Source organism: Gordonia sp. SCSIO 19800 (assembly GCF_018132775.1).
GTDB classification, from domain to species: domain Bacteria; phylum Actinomycetota; class Actinomycetes; order Mycobacteriales; family Mycobacteriaceae; genus Gordonia; species Gordonia hongkongensis.
The window spans coordinates 37,387-53,405 of sequence record NZ_JAGRQM010000018.1 but is presented as its reverse complement, the minus strand read 5'-3'; the positions used below and the strand labels follow the sequence as shown (position 1 = coordinate 53,405).

17 protein-coding genes and 1 pseudogene are annotated in these 16,019 nt (G+C 67.8%); 6 read left to right on the top strand and 12 right to left on the bottom strand.

Annotated features, from left to right (window positions below; all coding sequences use genetic code 11):
- Window positions 1–22: 22 nt before the first annotated feature.
- From msrA to KB201_RS18465, 4 genes are all read right to left on the bottom strand, one after another.
- Entirely contained in the window at window positions 23–571 is a 549-nt protein-coding gene (msrA, locus tag KB201_RS18480; protein ID WP_078113765.1) for a peptide-methionine (S)-S-oxide reductase MsrA, read from the bottom strand.
- Window positions 568–1,062 (bottom strand): peptide-methionine (R)-S-oxide reductase MsrB, encoded by a 495-nt coding sequence (gene msrB / locus KB201_RS18475; RefSeq protein ID WP_078113764.1) that lies wholly within the window; start codon window positions 1,060–1,062, stop codon window positions 568–570. The genes msrA and msrB overlap by 4 nt, the downstream gene beginning before the upstream one ends.
- 156 nt (window positions 1,063–1,218) lie before the next feature.
- Complete coding sequence (locus KB201_RS18470) at window positions 1,219–2,442, bottom strand: acyl-CoA dehydrogenase family protein (protein ID WP_211540087.1); 1,224 nt, start codon at window positions 2,440–2,442, stop codon at window positions 1,219–1,221.
- 78 nt (window positions 2,443–2,520) lie between these two features.
- Window positions 2,521–3,609: a VOC family protein gene (locus KB201_RS18465; protein WP_211540075.1), complete on the bottom strand. Its 1,089-nt coding sequence runs from the start codon at window positions 3,607–3,609 to the stop codon at window positions 2,521–2,523.
- 246 nt (window positions 3,610–3,855) lie between these two features.
- On the opposite strand from KB201_RS18465, the gene KB201_RS18460 reads away from it, so the two are divergent.
- From KB201_RS18460 to KB201_RS18440, 5 genes are read left to right on the top strand one after another with little or no spacing between them, the layout of a single operon-like run.
- Entirely contained in the window at window positions 3,856–4,749 is an 894-nt protein-coding gene (locus KB201_RS18460) for an acetaldehyde dehydrogenase (acetylating) (protein WP_078113761.1), read from the top strand.
- Entirely contained in the window at window positions 4,746–5,801 is a 1,056-nt protein-coding gene (gene dmpG / locus KB201_RS18455) for a 4-hydroxy-2-oxovalerate aldolase (RefSeq protein ID WP_205333370.1), read from the top strand. The genes KB201_RS18460 and dmpG overlap by 4 nt, the downstream gene beginning before the upstream one ends.
- Window positions 5,802–5,805: 4 nt before the next feature.
- The gene (locus KB201_RS18450; RefSeq protein WP_205333369.1) at window positions 5,806–7,299 is read left to right on the top strand and encodes an aldehyde dehydrogenase; all 1,494 of its coding nucleotides are present in this window, start codon (window positions 5,806–5,808) and stop codon (window positions 7,297–7,299) included.
- A 5-nt stretch (window positions 7,300–7,304) separates the two neighbouring features.
- Entirely contained in the window at window positions 7,305–8,057 is a 753-nt protein-coding gene (locus KB201_RS18445) for an SDR family NAD(P)-dependent oxidoreductase (RefSeq protein ID WP_068970814.1), read from the top strand.
- A 43-nt stretch (window positions 8,058–8,100) separates the two neighbouring features.
- A complete protein-coding gene (locus KB201_RS18440; protein WP_068970813.1) occupies window positions 8,101–8,514 on the top strand; it encodes a tautomerase family protein in 414 nt (137 codons plus the stop codon).
- 93 nt (window positions 8,515–8,607) lie between these two features.
- On the opposite strand, the pseudogene KB201_RS18435 reads toward KB201_RS18440, so the two are convergent.
- The 8 genes and pseudogenes from KB201_RS18435 to KB201_RS18400 form a co-directional block, all read right to left on the bottom strand.
- Window positions 8,608–9,379 (bottom strand): annotated as a pseudogene (locus KB201_RS18435) (DUF222 domain-containing protein); the annotation flags it as partial.
- 184 nt (window positions 9,380–9,563) lie between these two features.
- Entirely contained in the window at window positions 9,564–9,770 is a 207-nt protein-coding gene (locus KB201_RS18430) for a tautomerase family protein (RefSeq protein WP_058249708.1), read from the bottom strand.
- A 1-nt stretch (window position 9,771) separates the two neighbouring features.
- Window positions 9,772–10,569: a 2-keto-4-pentenoate hydratase gene (locus KB201_RS18425; RefSeq protein WP_091344194.1), complete on the bottom strand. Its 798-nt coding sequence runs from the start codon at window positions 10,567–10,569 to the stop codon at window positions 9,772–9,774.
- Window positions 10,570–10,601: 32 nt separating this feature from the next.
- Window positions 10,602–11,405: a 2-keto-4-pentenoate hydratase gene (locus KB201_RS18420; protein WP_078113757.1), complete on the bottom strand. Its 804-nt coding sequence runs from the start codon at window positions 11,403–11,405 to the stop codon at window positions 10,602–10,604.
- Window positions 11,406–11,448: 43 nt separating this feature from the next.
- Window positions 11,449–12,270 (bottom strand): IclR family transcriptional regulator, encoded by an 822-nt coding sequence (locus KB201_RS18415; RefSeq protein ID WP_078113756.1) that lies wholly within the window; start codon window positions 12,268–12,270, stop codon window positions 11,449–11,451.
- A gap of 1 nt (window position 12,271) precedes the next feature.
- Window positions 12,272–12,583 carry an EthD family reductase gene (locus KB201_RS18410; RefSeq protein WP_078113755.1) on the bottom strand — a complete coding sequence of 104 codons (312 nt, stop codon included), beginning with the start codon at window positions 12,581–12,583 and terminating at the stop codon, window positions 12,272–12,274.
- Between the two features lie 28 nt (window positions 12,584–12,611).
- Complete coding sequence (locus tag KB201_RS18405; protein ID WP_078113754.1) at window positions 12,612–13,649, bottom strand: 2Fe-2S iron-sulfur cluster-binding protein; 1,038 nt, start codon at window positions 13,647–13,649, stop codon at window positions 12,612–12,614.
- A 3-nt stretch (window positions 13,650–13,652) separates the two neighbouring features.
- Window positions 13,653–14,888: a cytochrome P450 gene (locus KB201_RS18400; RefSeq protein WP_065632478.1), complete on the bottom strand. Its 1,236-nt coding sequence runs from the start codon at window positions 14,886–14,888 to the stop codon at window positions 13,653–13,655.
- Between the two features lie 121 nt (window positions 14,889–15,009).
- Here KB201_RS18400 and KB201_RS18395 point away from each other — a divergent pair, with 121 nt between their 5' ends.
- Complete coding sequence (locus tag KB201_RS18395; protein ID WP_058249702.1) at window positions 15,010–15,999, top strand: AraC family transcriptional regulator; 990 nt, start codon at window positions 15,010–15,012, stop codon at window positions 15,997–15,999.
- Window positions 16,000–16,019: the final 20 nt, after the last annotated feature.

Below are 16,019 nucleotides of genomic sequence, written 5' to 3'. Positions count from 1 at the left end.
CACTGTCAGCCGGCCTCGCGCGTCACCGCGTGGACGCCGCGTCCCGCTTCGGCAGCACCCATCCCGGGCGCGGGAAGTGGCAGGTGTACCCGTTCGGGAAATTGAGCAGATAGTCCTGATGTTCGGGCTCGGCCTGCCAGAACGGACCCAGCTCCTCGATCGTCGTGACCGCCTTGCCGGGCCACAGCCCCGACGCATCGACGTCGGCGATGGTGTCGCGGGCGACCTTCTCCTGTTCCGGTGTCACCGGGAAGATCGCCGAGCGGTAGCTCGTGCCGACGTCGTTCCCCTGCCGGTTGCGCGTGGTCGGGTCGTGGATCTGGAAGAAGAACGCCAGGATGTCGCGATACGACGTCTGGGTCGGGTCGAACACGATCTCGACGGCCTCCGCGTGACCGGGGTGGTTGCGATAGGTGGCGTGGTCGTTCTGTCCGCCGGTGTAGCCGACCCGGGTGTCCAGGACGCCGGGCTGCTTGCGGATCAGGTCTTCCATCCCCCAGAAGCATCCGCCCGCGAGGACCGCGGTCTCGGTGCCGGGACGGACGGTGATCTGGCCGGGGTCGGTCGTCATGCGTTCTCCTCCTGGGTATCGGTGGTGTGGGAATTCGTGGTGTGCGTGCCGCCGAACAGGCCGGCGTACTCGCCGTACCCCTCCGCCTCGAGCTCGCCAACCGGGATGAACCGCAACGAGGCGGAGTTCATGCAGTAGCGCTGTCCGCCGGCCTCGCGCGGCCCGTCGTCGAAGACGTGCCCGAGGTGACTGTCGGCGCCGGACGAGCGCACCTCGGTGCGTCGCATCCACAGGGTGCGGTCGGTCTTGGTGGCGACCGCGTCGGGCTCGATCGGCTTGGTGAAGCTGGGCCAGCCGGTGCCGCTGTCGTATTTGTCGGTCGACGAGAACAGCGGCTGTCCGGACACGACGTCGACGTAGAGGCCGGGTTCGTGGTTGTCCCAGTACTCGTTGTCGAAGGCACGCTCGGTGCCGTCACGCTGGGTGACGCGGTATTGGATGTCGGTGAGGCGGTTCAACGCCTCGGGGGTCTTGCGGTAGGTGTTGCTCACGTTTCCTCCTGCTGACGCTCCCCCGGCTCCGTCGAGCGACGGCGCTCGGAGGGCGTCACCGTGCACAACACCACCATGCCCCGATTTGGTCCCGCGACGCCAAGGGCCGCCGCCCACCGGGGTGGACGACGGCCCGGAAGGTCGTCAGCGCGTCGATCAGCCCACGACGTCGCGACCGAAGATCTGCCGCGCGAGCACCCACCGCTGTACCTCGCTGGCGCCCTCGTAGATCTCCCCGATCTTGCTGTCCCGGTACAGGGCCTCGACCGGACCCGACGAGTCGTCGTCGCCGAGCTCTTGCGTGAATCCGAAGCCGCCGAACGCCTGGACCGCGTCGCGGGCCATCTGGACCGCGACCTCGGTGCCGCGCAGCTTGGCCATCGCCGCCTCCGGTTCGGGAAAGCGCGTTCCGGCGTCGAGCCGCATCGCGGCCTTGATGTACAGGTCGCGCGAGATCGCGATCTCGGTCGCGCGGTCGGCCATCAGGAACTGCCAGTGCTGCCGGGCTGCGAGCGGTTCGCCGAAGGCCACCCGGGTGCGCAGGTGGGCAGCGGTGCGGTCGAAGGCGGCTTGCGCCATGCCCACACCCGCCGCCGCGATCCCGATACGTCCGTAGGTCAGCGTCTGCAGGGCGACCTTCAGCCCGCCGCCCTCGGTCCCGAGCAGGGACTCACGCCCCAGCTCCACCTCGTCGAGGTGCACGTCGGCGGTAATCTGGCCCTTGTTCCCGAGCTTGCGATCCGGCGTACCCACCCGGACCCCCGGGGTGTCGGTCGGGACGATGAACGTCGAGAGCCGGTCACCGGTGCGAGCGAGGACCACGACGAACGCGGCGACGACGGAATTGGTGATCCACCGCTTGCGCCCGTTCAGCACCCATCCGTCGCCGCGGCGGTGCGCCACGGTCTGGACCGCCTCGGGTGAGAGATCGCTCGACGCGGCCGGCTCGCTGGTGGCGAAGGAGCCGACGATCTCGCCGGCGACGACCGGGGCCAGCCACCTGCGGCGCTGCTCCGGCGTGCCCTGGTTGACGGCATTGCCCGCGAGGATGCAGTGGACGTCGAAGATCGCGGCGACGCTGTTGGAGAAGTACGCCACTTCTTCGACGGCGGTGGCCGTCGCGGTGGCCGGGTGAGCCAGTCCGTCGCCGCCGACATCGGCCGCGAAGGGGATGCGGTAGATCCCCGCCGTGGCCAGCCGATCGAACACGTCACGTGGGAAGCCGTCGAGTCGCTCGTCGCCCCGCGCGATCCGGTCGGCCACCGGCGCGACGTCGCGAAGCGCGACCTGCCGAACCCTGCGACGGACCTCGACTACCTCCTCGGGCGACACGAGGTCGTGGTACAGGGTGTCGGCGATCCGCGGCGGATGGTCGGGCATGTCGTCGGACGACGACACCCTGGTGATGTCGATGACAGTCAAGGAGTCTCCTGTTCTGATCGAACCGATCGACCCGGCTCAGACCGGCGCATCGGCCACGGCACGGGAGTGCTCGATCTCGTCGGGCATCAGTTCGACGACCGCCTCGGCCTCCGGCGCGGGCCCGCCCGGTCCGAAGTCGGCGAAGGCGGTGATGTGCTCGTCGAGCGGGAGCGGATTGGGCGTGCCGTAGGTGAAGTAGGTCTCCCACGGCAGCTTCGCACCGCCGACGGCCAGACCGGTGTCGATGTCGGACATCTGCCAGGTCTTCGTCTCGGCGGACGGATCGAGATGCAGGTATCCGGACTCGCCGAACAACTCGATGCGGTTGCCACCGGGTTCGAACACGTAGAGGAACTGACCCTGGGTGATCCCGTGTCGGTCCGGGCCGGCCTCGATGCGGATGTCGTACTCGCGGAACATCTCCACGGCGTCGATGTTGTGCTGACCCGTGCCGTAGTAGAAGGCGAGGTGATGCAGTTTGCCGCGCCCGCCGGTCATGTCGCGCATGCAGGCGACCTCGTGGCCGAGGATGTTCGAACTCATCCAGGCGCCGATCTCGACATCACCGTCGACGACGCGCTCGGTGGTGCGGAACCCGAGGTGGCGTTCGAACTCGGTCTTGACCGCGGTGACGTCCGAGGCCATCAGGTTGAGGTGGTCGATGCGCTTGACCGGAATCCCCTGCAACGGCTTCTTCGACGGCCGGGTGAGGATCTTGCTCTGCAGTTCCGGTGGCGCGACGTAGGTCTCGGCTTCCCACACCAGCGCGAAGTCGTGACCGTCGGCGGTCTTGTATGCCAGCGTCTTGCCGTAGCCGAATTCGTCTTCGTGCCAGGAGGTGTCGATGTTCGCACCCTGCAGCGAGGCGGCACGGCGTTCGAGCGCCTCCGGAGAGCTGGTCCGCAGGCCGGCATGACCCATCCCGGGTTCGGCGGACTCGGTGATCTTCAGACTCCAGGGGTAGGGGTCCTCGTAGGCCCGCAGGTAGACGGACTGGCCTTCGCGCCGGGTGACGTACATGCCCAGGAATCGGGTGAAGAAGTCGAGGGTCTCCTGCGGCTTCGGGGTCAACAGTTCGGCACGGGCGAGGTGCGCGACATCGAAGCGTGCGGCGTTCTCGGTCATCGTTTCTCCTGTGGATCGGGCGCCACCGGATCTCGGTGGCTGCTGGCTGATGAGCCTCAGCATGGCGACGAGATGTGACTGCCGTCACCGCCATTCGGGATATCCGAACAACGGTGTCGCCGATGCGCTCCGCGTTCGGACTGCCCGTGCCTTGGCCCCGGAGACGGCAACCGCTCCTTAGGTTCGGTGTCGAGCACGCCGACGGCAACCGAGACCGAACGTGCGCACGAGCAGAGGAGACATGCGATGAGCCGGTTGACCGCCGCCATTGTGGGATCGGGCAACATCGGGACGGACCTGATGTACAAACTGCTGCGGTCCGAGTACGTAGAACCGGTCCACATGGTCGGGATCGATTCCGCCAGTGAGGGTTTGCGCCGGGCGCGCGAGGAAGGACTCGAGGCGTCGGCCGAGGGCGTGGACTGGTTGCTACGGCAGTCCTCGCCCCCCGACCTCGTCTTCGAGGCCACCTCCGCCAAGGTCCACGCCGCCGTCGCGCCCCGCTACGCCGACGCGGGGATCACCGCGATCGATCTGACGCCCGCCTCGGTCGGCCCTTACGTCGTCCCCGCGGTCAACCTCCGCGAACACGTGAACGCGCCCAACGTGAACATGGTGAGCTGCGCCGGGCAAGCCACCATCCCGATCCTCCACGCGATCAACCAGGCCGCCGACGCCGCCTACGGAGAGATCGTCGCGGCCATCGCGTCGGCGAGTGCGGGTCCGGGAACGCGGCAGAATCTGAGCGAGTTCAGCGAGAAGACGGGGCGCGCCCTGGCGCAGGTCGCGGGAGCGGACCGGGCCAAGGCGATCTCGGTGATCAACCCGGCCGAACCGCCGATGAACATGCGCGACACGGTGTATGCGAAAGTGCGCAACCCTGATCCCGTGGCCATCGAACGCGCCGTGGTCGACATGGTCGCCGAGGTCCAGCGCTACGTCCCCGGTTACACCCTCAAGCTCGTCGACACCGATGGCGATCTGGTGACCGTGATGCTCGAGGTCGTCGGCGCCGGCGACTTCTTACCCACGTACGCAGGCAATCTCGACATCATCACCGCGGCCGCCGTGCAGGTCGCCGAGGTGATGGCGCAGGAGAGGGCCGCGACAGCGACACTTCAGACAGGAGCACTGCGATGACCAGCCAGTCCCCGGCCCGCGGGCCACGATCGGTCACCCTCGTCGACACGACGCTGCGTGACGGGATGTCGAGTGTCTCGCACCGGTTCACCACCCGCGACGTCGCCGCCATCGCGGCCGGCCTCGACCGGGCCGGCGTCCCGACAATCGAAGTGGCACACGGCATCGGTCTCGGTGCGTCGTCGGTCCAGTACGGCTTCGCCGCGGCCACCGACCCCGAGTACGTGCGCGCCGCCGTCGACGCGGTCGACAACGCCGACATCGCGGCCCTCTACGTACCGGGCATCGCGACGCTGAACGAACTGCAGGCGGCGGTGGACGCCGGCATCTCGACCGTCCGCGTCGCCGTCCACTGCACCGAAGCCGATTGCGGGCAGCAGCCTGTCGAATGGGCGAAGGAGAACGGTCTCACCGTGATGACCTTTCTCATGATGAGCCACAAACTCGAACCCGACGCACTCGCCGAGCAGGCGGCCAAGCTCGACTCCTACGGCGCCGACGTCGTGTACGTCGTCGACTCCGCAGGTGCGCTCGTCCCGCGGCAGGCCGGCGAGCGGGTCGCGGCACTGCGCGAGGCGATCTCCGCGGACATCGGTTTCCATGCCCACAACAACCTCGGTGTCGGGATCGCCAACGCGCTCACCGCCGCCGAGAACGGCGCCACCTACATCGACGGCTCGCTCCGAGGGCTCGGCGCGAGCGCGGGCAACGCCCAGACCGAAGTCCTCGCCGGCGCATTCGAACGCGCCGGCTGGGACACCGGCGTCGAGCTGTTCCCGCTCATCGACACCGCCGAGAACGTCGTGGCCCCACTGATGACCGAGCCGCAGATCGTCGACGAGACCGCTCTCGTACTGGGATACGCCGGGGTGTACTCGACGTTCTTCCACCCCACCAAGCGCGCTGCGAAGAAGTTCGGGGTCCCGGCCCGGGACATCCTGCTCGAACTCGGCCGGCGCGGGGTGATCGGCGGCCAGGAAGACATGATCATCGATGTGGCCTCGGAACTCGCGGGCCGCACGTACGAGACGCCCGTCGCGGCAGAGGTGTGACGCAATGACTCTTTCCAGCCATCTGACAAGCACCGATCAGAACGGTACCGCCGAGGTCCGCCACCTCATCGGGGATGAGTGGCGCACAGCTTCGGACGGTGCGACGTTCGAGTCGCGCGACCCGCATGACGGCACGTTGCTCGCGCGGGTGGCGCGCGGCACCGCCGACGACGGTCTCGCTGCGATCGACTCTGCCCGAGCAGCTTTCGACGACGGGCCGTGGCCGCAGATGTCACCCAAGGAACGCGCGGCGATCCTGCATGCGGTCGCCGACGCCGTCGACGAGCACCGAGAGGAGCTGGCACAGCTCGAAACCCGTGACGGCGGCAAGACGATCACGCAGTCGCTGCACGCCGAGATCCCGCGGGTGGCCCACAACCTGCGCTTCTTCGCCGATTACGTCTCGATGGCCGCGAACGAGGCCTACCCGGACGGCGATCTGCTCTCCTACGTCCTCTACCCGCCCGCCGGGGTCGTGTCCGCGATCAGTCCGTGGAACGCGCCGCTGATGCTGGCGACATGGAAGATCGCGCCCGCACTTGCCTTCGGCAACACCGTGGTACTCAAACCGGCACCGCAGACACCGTTGACCGCCAACCGTTTCGCGCAGATCGCGCTCGAGGCGGGTCTGCCGCCCGGGGTGCTCAACGTCGTCCACGGCTTCGGTGGTGAGGCCGTCGCCGGACCGCTGACCTCCGATCCGCGCGTCGACCGCATCACCTTCACCGGATCGAGTGCCACGGGCGTGAAGATCCTGCAGGCGGCCGCCGCGAACCACACGCCTGTCTCGGCCGAGATGGGTGGCAAGTCGGCCAACATCGTGTTCGCCGACGCCGATCTCGATGTGGCCGTGCCGATGTCCCTTCGGGCCATCTTCGGCGGCAACGGGCAGGTCTGCCTGTCGGGTTCGCGACTGCTGGTGCAGAACTCGATCCGCGAGCAGTTCGTCGAGCGCTTCGTCGAGGAGGCGCGGAAGCTCGTGGTCGGGGACCCGAAGGACCCGACGACGTTCATGGGGCCGCTCATCGAGCAGCGTCACCTCGACAAGGTGCACAGCTACGTCGAACTCGCGCAGGATGAAGGCGGCAAGATCATCACCGGCGGCGAACGACTCACCGACCCCGATCGGGCGGGCGGCTTCTACTATCCGCCGACCGTCATCACCGGCCTGACCAATGACTCCCGCACGGCACGTGAGGAGATCTTCGGTCCCGTCGAGACGGTTCTGGGCTTCGACACCGAAGAGGAGGCGCTGCGCATCACCAATGACTCCCCCTACGGTCTCGCCGGAATCCTGTTCACGCAGAACCTCGATCGGGCTCATCGGATGGCCGCGCGCTGGAAGGCCGGCACGGTCTGGATCAACACCTTCTTCGAACGCGATCTCCGGCTGCCCTTCGGCGGTGAGGGCATCAGCGGCCTGGGCCGTGAGGGTGGCCAGTACTCACGCGAGTTCTTCACCGAACCCCGTGCGGTGACCCTGCGCATCCGGAAGTAGGACCCGTGTCCACAACCGAGACATGTGTGGTCGTCGGCGCGACCGGCGCGATGGGGACCGTGTTCACACGACGCCTGGTGGCACGCGGGATGCGGGTTCTCGCGGTGGGGCGCCGTGCCGAGGAACTCGAACAGCTCGCGGCAACAGACGAACTGATCATCCCGTGCGCGGCCGACATCGCCGAGGACTGGTCCGTGGACGCGATCCGATCCTGCCTCGACGGGCCCGTACGACTCGCGGTGTTCGCGGCCGGTCTCCCGGTGCGCGGCTCCGCGGACGCGATCGAGCCATCGCTGCTGGCCACCGCGGCCAACATCAAGGTGGCCGGCACCGTCCGGTTGCTGCGAGCAGTCCGCGACCATCTCGCCGACGGCTCGCGGTTCGTAGCGGTCGCGGGTTCACTCGGACTCGAACCGGGGCCCCTCGACGCGGGACCGGGTACCGCCAATGCCGCGTTGTTCAATCTGATGCGACAGATCTCGGCACTCTACGGACCCCGGGGTGTCACCGTGCACACCATCGCGCCCGGGCCCATCGACACCCCTCGGCTCCGCGCCTTCGTCGACACCGAATCGCGTGAGACCGGGGCCGCGCCGCAGGAGATCTGGGACAGGTACACGGCCAAGACCTCGCTGGGTCGCCTGCCCACACTGGACGAGATCGCCTGGCTCGTCGAGATGTTGCTCGAGCCCCAGGCCGCCGTGCTGCACGGCAGCGTCCTCAACGCCGACGGCGGAACTCGCCACGGCATCCAGTAGCCCGGTCCGAAACGGACGCGGGCACTTCCCGAACGGAGCCAACATGCCGGTTGCACACTTCCACATCCCCGTCGGCAGCGCGTCCACCGAGCAGCGCGCCGCTCTGCTGACCGCCGCGAGTGCGGCCTACTCCCGCATCCTCGACTCACCGATCGAGCGGGTACGCGCCTTCGTCGTGCAGTACGACCCGACCGACCTCGCCGTCGGCGGACAGCTCGTCGCCGACGGCGGGTCGGCAGCCCCCTATTTCACCGCCATCGTGCTCGCAGGCCGTCCGCCGCAGCAACGTTCGGAACTTCTGGCCGCGTTCACCGACCTCGTCGTCGAGCACCTGGACGTTGAACGCTCGGGCGTCCGTGGACAGATTGTCGAGGTGGCGCCGGAGAACTGGGGCATCGCCGGCCAGCCGGCGAGTGATGTCCGGGCGTCGGAGATCGCACTCCGCGCGGCTCGCTGAGCCCGACACATCCACCCTGTGGAGTTGTCAAAGGTCGTGTGGCGCCGGAGTCGACGCCGGAGAGTCTGGGCGCGGTGGTTCTAGGGTTGGCGACTACACGAGGGCGTCGTCGAGTCGCATGGTGCGGCGGTTGTAGGCAGGCCGGGGTAACCGTCGGGGGTCGATGTCGGCCGGCGGGATCAGCCACGGATGCCGATCAGGACCCATCACCACCTCCCAGCCATGGTGATGACCTGGGTATGGCAGCGCTGACACAGCAAGCACCCGTTGTCCAGATCAGTCGGACCACCATCAGCCCTATGGACGAGACGGTGGACCTGCGTATGCGCCGCGGGGGCAACGCATTTCACACAGCAGATATCGCGAACGATGATCGCTCGACGTAAGTGGTGTGGGAACAGCCGATTCGTGGTGCCCATCCGCAACGGCACGCCCTCGGTGTCGAGCACGATCTCGGCCACCCCACCGTCGCAGGACAGTCGTCGTGCCGTCGACGCCGTGACCGCACCGACCCACGGCAGCCGCGCCGGATCGGTGTTGTCGGCCGGGATGGTCACCAGCACCTGGGTGCGGGGCGCGCCAGCGGTGGTCATCGCCGCACCGACCGCCGCCTGATTCAGCAATAGTTCCAAACCGTCGGCGCGGCGTTATCCGACACTGCGACGATCCTCGGCGCCGTCGGGTTCCGGCCGCGGGCAGGATCGTTCGTCGATCATCGACAGGACTTCTCCCCGATCACCGCGGTCACGTCCGCGGCGATCGCGACTCTGCCCTGCTCGGTCACCCGCATGTGCACCGTGTTTAACGACGCATCATCAGCGGGCGCAACACTCTCGGGATCGACGTCGGCGACCCGGACGGCCAGGGAGCAGAGCTGACGCGCCGCGTGACCAACAGACTTCAACTCGACTCCTAGACTTCGATCGAAGTCCATCGGTCGAGTTGAAGTCTGCCGGTCATCGGCCGGACTGCAGGTATAGCGGCGGTTTCGAATCAGGGACCATTTGTTGCAGTTCCCGTGGACAGTAGCGAGCAGCTCCTCCCGCGCCTCACGATTCCGTGATCGCCGCCTGACGTTCGGCAACGGTGACGTCGCCCGCCGACCAGTGGGTGGTCGGGACCTCGCGGACGCATACTCGGATGTTCGCGATCGGCGCGCCGATCGCACGGTGGGCGGCCGCCGTCAGTTCGCGCATCAGCGCGCGCACCTCGTCGGGTGAACGCCCCTGGGCGATGGTCACATCGATGAACGGCATCTCACCCTCCCGCGATCGTGATCGAGCCGAGCGTGGTGAAGTGTGCCGCGACCCGGCTACCCGGCTCGACCGGCACAGCGTCCGTCATGCCGCCGGTGAGGACGACCCACCCTGCCTCCAGGGTGACGCCCCGCGCGCCGAAGGTGTTGGCCGCGAACGCCAGTGCCTCGGCAGGATGTCCGAGCACCGCCGAGCCCGTCGCGGTGGCGACGATGTCGCCATCGATCTCCAGAAGGCACGCCTCGAGTCCGAAGTCCACGTTCGCGACATCTCGGATGACCGGACCCGTCACGTAGACGCCGGAGGAGTTGTTGTCGGCCACCGCATCCGCGAGGGTGAACTTGAACCCCGAGTAGCGACTGTCGATGATCTCGATCGCGGCCATCGCATGGTCGACCGCGGCGAGTGCTGTGGCCGCGGTGACACCGGGACCGGTGAGGGGCCGCCCGAGCACGAAGGCGATCTCCGGCTCGGCGCGCGGATGGATGAGTCGCTCACGCGGAACCGGCAGACCGGCGGGCAGCACCATCGCGTCGGTGAGCCAGGCGACCGACGGTTCGTCGACGCCCATCTGTTTCTGCTTGGCCCGCGAGGTCAGGCCCAGCTTGATTCCGGTCACGGTCTCTCCGCGCGAGCGCCGATCGGCGAGCGCGATGTCCTGAGCGGCATAGGCTACGTCGAGTGTCAGGCCCGGCCACTCGTGGTGGATCGAGGTCCGCGGCGTCCGCGAGTGTTCGGCGGCGAGCAGCGTGCCGGCGACGCGAACCGCACTCCAATCGTCGATTCCTTTGTCTGTCACATCTTCTCCTGATGGTTCGAGGACACGAGCACTCACGCGCCGGCCAGCACCGCGGTGACGCTGCCGAGTCCGGCGATGGTGGCGACCACGGTGTCCCCCGGCGCGACCGGCACGGCCGCGGTCATCGAACCGGGCAGGACCACGTGGCCTGGTTCGAGGGTGACACCCAGCGGCCCGACTGTGTTCGCCAGCCAGACCAGCGCGTTGATCGGGGATCCCAGCACCGCACCACCGGCGCCGGTGTCGACGAGGTCGCCGTTCACATGCAGGTTGCAGCCGGCCATCCGCAGGTCGACGTCGACGAGCGGCACCGGCCGTCCGCCCAGGATCACCCCGCCCGACGACGCATTGTCGGCGATGGTGTCGAAGATGCCGATCCGCCAGTCGCGGATGCGCGAGTCCACGATCTCCAGTGCGGGGAGCACGAAGTCGACGGCCGCGGTGGCCTCTGCGACCGTGACCCCCGGCCCGCGAAGCGGTTTGGCGAGGACGAAGGCGACCTCTGGCTCGATGCGCGGCTGGATGAAGGTGCCCGCCGGGATCGGGGCGTTCTCGAGATGGAACATGCTCGCCGTGAGGTGCCCGAAGTCCGGCTGGTCGACACCCATCTGCCGTTGGATGGCACGGGAGGCCAGCCCCACCTTGTGGCCCTTCACCACATCGCCGTTCTTCTCCCAGTCCTGAACCTGCGCGAGCGCGATCTCGTACGCGGTCGACAGTGGGTGGCCCGCGAACCGCGAGGCCAGGGGTTCGATCGTGGTGTGGTGGCGGTAGGCGTCGAGGAGTGCCTCGGCGGCGGTGCGGACGAGGTCGGCGTCGTCGGCATGGTCGGTCATGGAAGGCACGATCTTTCTGGGCTGAGGAACGGCGATCGCGGGGTCATCCCGCCACCGCGTGCAGGACGGAGACCTCGCGCTCGGGCAGGCGGATGGGCGTGGACTCGTCGCCGGACGAGGTGCTCAGCGCGCGGGACGCGTCGGCGGCGGCCGCGATGACCGCACGCCGGAATTCGTGTTGTGCCGGGACGAATCTGGTCGCGGGCGCGGTGATCGACATCGCCGCCACGACCACCCCCATCTCGTCGCGGATCGGAGCCGCGACGCAGTGCACGTCGGGAACGGCTTCGGCCAGGTCGAAGGCGCAACCCCGACGCAGCACACCCTTCAGTTCGGCCGCCAGTTCGTCCGGGTCCGTGACGGTCGACGACGTGTACCGCCGGAGCTGCTTGTCGGTCACGTTGCGGGCCAGCTGAGCCGGGTCGCAGTGCGCGAGGAGTACTTTGCCGACCGCGCTGCAGTGCGCGTCGAGTTGGGCGCCGATCCGGGCGCCGGACACGTTGATGACGTGATTGCCGAGCACCTTGTCGACGTATATCACCCGGTAGCGTTCCATGACCGCGAGATGGGTTGTCTCGCCGAACTTCTCCGACAGCACCTGCAAAGCCGGTGCGGCACAGGATTTGACGTCGACCGTGCCCTGCAACGCCTGGTTCAGCTCGACGACCCGCCAGCCGATGCGGTAGCGGCCGCGGGCGCGGCACTGGAGCAGGCCGATGTCGACCAGTGAGGCCAGCAGCGCGTGCGCGCTCGACCGGGGGACGCCGAGCTCACCCGCGACCTCCGACACACCCCACTCCGGACGTTCGACGGTGAACAGATCCAGGACCGGGCCGATCTTCTGGACGGTCTGCAACGCGGCCATCTCAGGGCCCCACCGTCGACTCGTCACTGAACAACATGGTGGCACCGCCGGTGGCGAAGTTCGCGACATCGCCGGCCGCGGTTTGCCCCTCGGGCGAGCCGAGTGCCTGCCCAAGAGACTCTTTCGAATCGAAGTACAGCTCGGCCACACTGTACGAGGCGGGTTCGGTGCCGTCGAGGGACTCGCATTTGCCTGCGGCGAACCGCCGCAGTCCGGGGATGCGGCGAACCAGCTCGGCATGCTCGTTCTCGTAGTGCCGGTCGAAGGCTGCCGGGTCGAGCGGGTGTCCGTAGATCACGGTGAGTCGGTACATGGCTTGCCTTTCGGGTTCGAGCGGGATGTCACGACGCTGCAGTGGTCGCCACGGGTGCCGCCACGGTGAATTCCTCGCGGAAGATGAGACGGGGCGCCATCCGGCGACGTTTGAGCGCCCGGACTCCGGCCTCGATCATGGCCGGTGGGCCACACAGGTACGCGCTCAGCCCTTTACAGCTCCGGAAGTCCTCGACGACCGCGTCGGTGACCATCCCGGTCGACCCATCCCATTGCTCCTCGCTCAGGACGGGCCGGTAGTGGAAGTTGCCGTGCTCGGCCTCGAGGTCGCGGAAGAAGTCGACGTCGTAGAGGTCGTCGCGGCGTCGGCCACCGTGGTAGAGGTACAACTCGGGGACCAGACCGTGATCGAGCACATGACGGGCGATCGACTTGAGCGGGGCGAGTCCGGTGCCCCCACCGATGAGGATGGCCGGTTCGCTCTGTTCGCGGACGAGGTGGAACTGGCCCAGCGGTCCACGGAGTTCCACCCGCTCCCCCACCGACAGCGCGCTGAAGATCCAACCGTCCGTTGCCCTTCCACCGACGGTGCGCTTGATGTGGAACTCCAGGCGCTTCGGTTCCGACGGCGGGTTGGCCATCGAATACTGACGTCCGAGACCGGTACCGGGGATCTGCAGTTCCGCGTACTGACCGGCGTTGAACGACATCGGTTCGTCCAGTTCGACGACGAGTCGCCGCGTGTCGGTGGCGATGTCGTCCAGGGCGACGACGGTGCCGTCGAAATCGCGCAGTGGATGCCGTGGTGCGCCATCGTCCGACGCGGTGCCCAGTGGTTCGACGACCAGGTCGGAGCACGGCGTGGCCAGACAGCCCAGCGCCAGGCCGGCACACCGTTCGGCCGGCGTCAGCGTGTACGCGGGCGAATCATTGTGCGCCACCTGGCCGTCGAGTACCCGCACCTTGCAGGTCCCGCATGTTCCCTGCGTGCAGGAGTGCGGGAGCCACTCCCCGGCACGCAGGACCGCGTCGAGAACCGACTGGTCGTCGGCGACCTCGAACGGGGTGTCCGAGCCCTGGATACGGACCCGATGTGTGCTGGTCACGGCTCAGACCTCCCACTTCACGTGGAGCTCCTTGGGACCGCGGAAGCCCCAGCCCCAGAAGTTGACCTCGTGGTCGGTGTCTCGCTCGATGTTCGGGATCGTCTCCAGCAGTTCCTCGAGCGCGATCCGGATCACGTTGTTCGCGAAATAGGTTCCGGCACAGGCATGGACGCCGCCACCGAAGGTCATGTTCGGGATCACGGCCCGGTCGAGGTCGTAGGCGGTCGGGGCGTCGTAGGCGTTCTCGTCCTGATTCGCCGACCCGTAGGACAGCATCACCACGGAGTTCTGCGGGATCGTCACACCGCCGACGACGACCTCGTCGGTGGCGATCTTCGCGGCCGCCGACCAGATCGGCGCGACCCACCGCATACCCTCACCGACCGCCCTGGGGATGAGGCCGGGATCGTCGACGACCCGCTCCAGCTGTTCCGGCCGGCTGAACAGACCGGCGAGTGTGGTCGCCATCGCATGTCCCGGCTCCTGCATCGCCCCGAGAAGGAACACATACAGGTTGGGATAGATGACGTCGCGGCTGCGCGTCTGGCCTTCCGGCATCCCGTCGTGGAGCCAGTGCGAGATCGCGCTGTGATCCGGGTTGACGATCCACTCGTCGATCTTGGGGTCGACGTGCGCGATGATCTCGGCCTTCGCCTCGTCCCCCGGGACGAAGCCGTCGGGATTGGCGAACTCGCCGTCGGGCGTCATCGCGGAGTTGGTGAACGAGCCGCTGAGCTTGTGGAACCACTCCCGCAGTTTGTCCGTGCTCACATCTCCGAGGCCCAGCAGGTCGCCGAGGGCACGGACACTGACCGGTTCGCAGTACTCGGCGACGATGTCGGCCGAACCGTTGTCCTCGATCCGCTCCAGCAGTTCGCGTGCGAACGGACGCACCAGATCGTCGATGTAGTCGTCGACAGCCGACGGTTGCAGATGCGGCTCGACCATGTCGCGCAGGTCGCGATGCTCGGGGCCGTTCGAGTTGAGCAGCGCACCGTGGCCGAACGTGCGTCCGCCGGCCGGGGAGATCACCGCAGGCCAGGTGTCCGAGTCCTTCGCGATCTGCATGCAGAGTTCGCGGGTCGAGACGATGTACATCCCGAGTGACGGCACGAACGCCACCGGCGCCTCCTTTCGGAGCCGCTCGTAGAAGGGGTACGGATCGGCCTCCAGCTCGGCCATCGTGATCTCTTCGACGAACTTCGGGGTGACCTCGTGGGAGGGCTGTACTGCGGTCATGTGACTCTCCGTTGTCGTTCCGGATATCTGTTGTCTGGGGCCGGCTCGTTCGGTCATGCCGCCGGCCACGTCGGCGATGTCTTGTGATCTGGAACACTATGGGTGGAGGTGGTGGGAGAGAATGACTGCGAATGCACCGATGGATGACTCCGCGCGCACCGCCGGATCCGTGGAACTGAGCACCCGCGAGCTTGCGAGTGCCGAGGGCCGGGTGCGGTGGGCCGAGGCCCTCGACGCCACCTTCTGCGAGATGGACATCGACTGGCCCCAGGACCGACGCCCGTTCACCGCACAGATCGTCGCCCGACCCGTCGGCGCCCTGTCGGTCAGCGTGGTCCGCGCCGATCCGCACACCGTCGTGCGCACGCCGGCGATGATCGAATCCGATCCGGCCGACGACTATCTGCTGTGCCTCATCACCCAGGGGGCCGCGACGATCTCACAGGGTGAGCGCACCGGATTGCTGGAACACGGCGCCTTCGGGATCATCGACGCCACTGCACCTTTCGTCGTCAGTGGCGCAACCGAGTTCGAGCAGATCGTCGTGCGCGCCCCGCGGGAACAGCTCATCGCGCGGGCAACCCACGACGTCGTCGACGACGCGACGGGCCGCGCGATCGCGGTCGACTCGGGCATCGGACGGCTGGTGTCGAACTTCCTGGTCGATGTCGCGGCCCAGGTCCAGGGCGTCTCCGTGCCGTCGTCGAGCACGGTGGCGAGCGCGGTCCTCGACATGGTCGCCGGCGCGATGACCGAGCAGGTCTCACCTCGCACCGCGACCGACCGGATACACGCCGCCGACCTCCGCGCGGTCCAGAACGCGATGGCCGATCACCTCCACGATCCTGACCACACCATCGCACTGGTGGCCGCAGAGCTCGGGATGTCGGTGCGCTACGTCCACAAGCTGTTCAGCACGACCGGCACCACACCTCGGGCGTGGCTCTACGCCCGGCGGCTCGACCGGGCCCGTAACCTGCTCGTCCAGAGCGATCTGGGCGTCGCCGACATCTGCGCACAGGTCGGGTTCCGCGACCCGTCGCACTTCAGTCGTGCGTTCAGCCGGACCTTCGGGGTCAGCCCGTCCCGGTACCGGACCATCGCGCCCTGAGCGGCGCCCTCCCTAGGATG

Excerpts from the sequence above, each read along its gene's own strand:
- KB201_RS18465 (WP_211540075.1), bottom strand. The coding sequence starts at position 3,609 with ATGACCGAGAACGCCGCACGCTTCGATGTCGCGCACCTCGCCCGTGCC.
- KB201_RS18430 (WP_058249708.1), bottom strand. The coding sequence starts at position 9,770 with ATGCCGTTCATCGATGTGACCATCGCCCAGGGGCGTTCACCCGACGAG.
- KB201_RS18415 (WP_078113756.1), bottom strand. The coding sequence starts at position 12,270 with ATGGCCGCGTTGCAGACCGTCCAGAAGATCGGCCCGGTCCTGGATCTG.
- KB201_RS18470 (WP_211540087.1), bottom strand. The coding sequence starts at position 2,442 with ATGCCCGACCATCCGCCGCGGATCGCCGACACCCTGTACCACGACCTC.
- dmpG (WP_205333370.1), top strand. The coding sequence starts at position 4,746 with ATGACCAGCCAGTCCCCGGCCCGCGGGCCACGATCGGTCACCCTCGTC.
- KB201_RS18450 (WP_205333369.1), top strand. The coding sequence starts at position 5,806 with ATGACTCTTTCCAGCCATCTGACAAGCACCGATCAGAACGGTACCGCC.
- KB201_RS18460 (WP_078113761.1), top strand. The coding sequence starts at position 3,856 with ATGAGCCGGTTGACCGCCGCCATTGTGGGATCGGGCAACATCGGGACG.
- KB201_RS18440 (WP_068970813.1), top strand. The coding sequence starts at position 8,101 with ATGCCGGTTGCACACTTCCACATCCCCGTCGGCAGCGCGTCCACCGAG.
- KB201_RS18410 (WP_078113755.1), bottom strand. The coding sequence starts at position 12,583 with ATGTACCGACTCACCGTGATCTACGGACACCCGCTCGACCCGGCAGCC.
- KB201_RS18420 (WP_078113757.1), bottom strand. The coding sequence starts at position 11,405 with ATGACCGACCATGCCGACGACGCCGACCTCGTCCGCACCGCCGCCGAG.
- KB201_RS18400 (WP_065632478.1), bottom strand. The coding sequence starts at position 14,888 with ATGACCGCAGTACAGCCCTCCCACGAGGTCACCCCGAAGTTCGTCGAA.
- msrA (WP_078113765.1), bottom strand. The coding sequence starts at position 571 with ATGACGACCGACCCCGGCCAGATCACCGTCCGTCCCGGCACCGAGACC.
- KB201_RS18395 (WP_058249702.1), top strand. The coding sequence starts at position 15,010 with ATGACTGCGAATGCACCGATGGATGACTCCGCGCGCACCGCCGGATCC.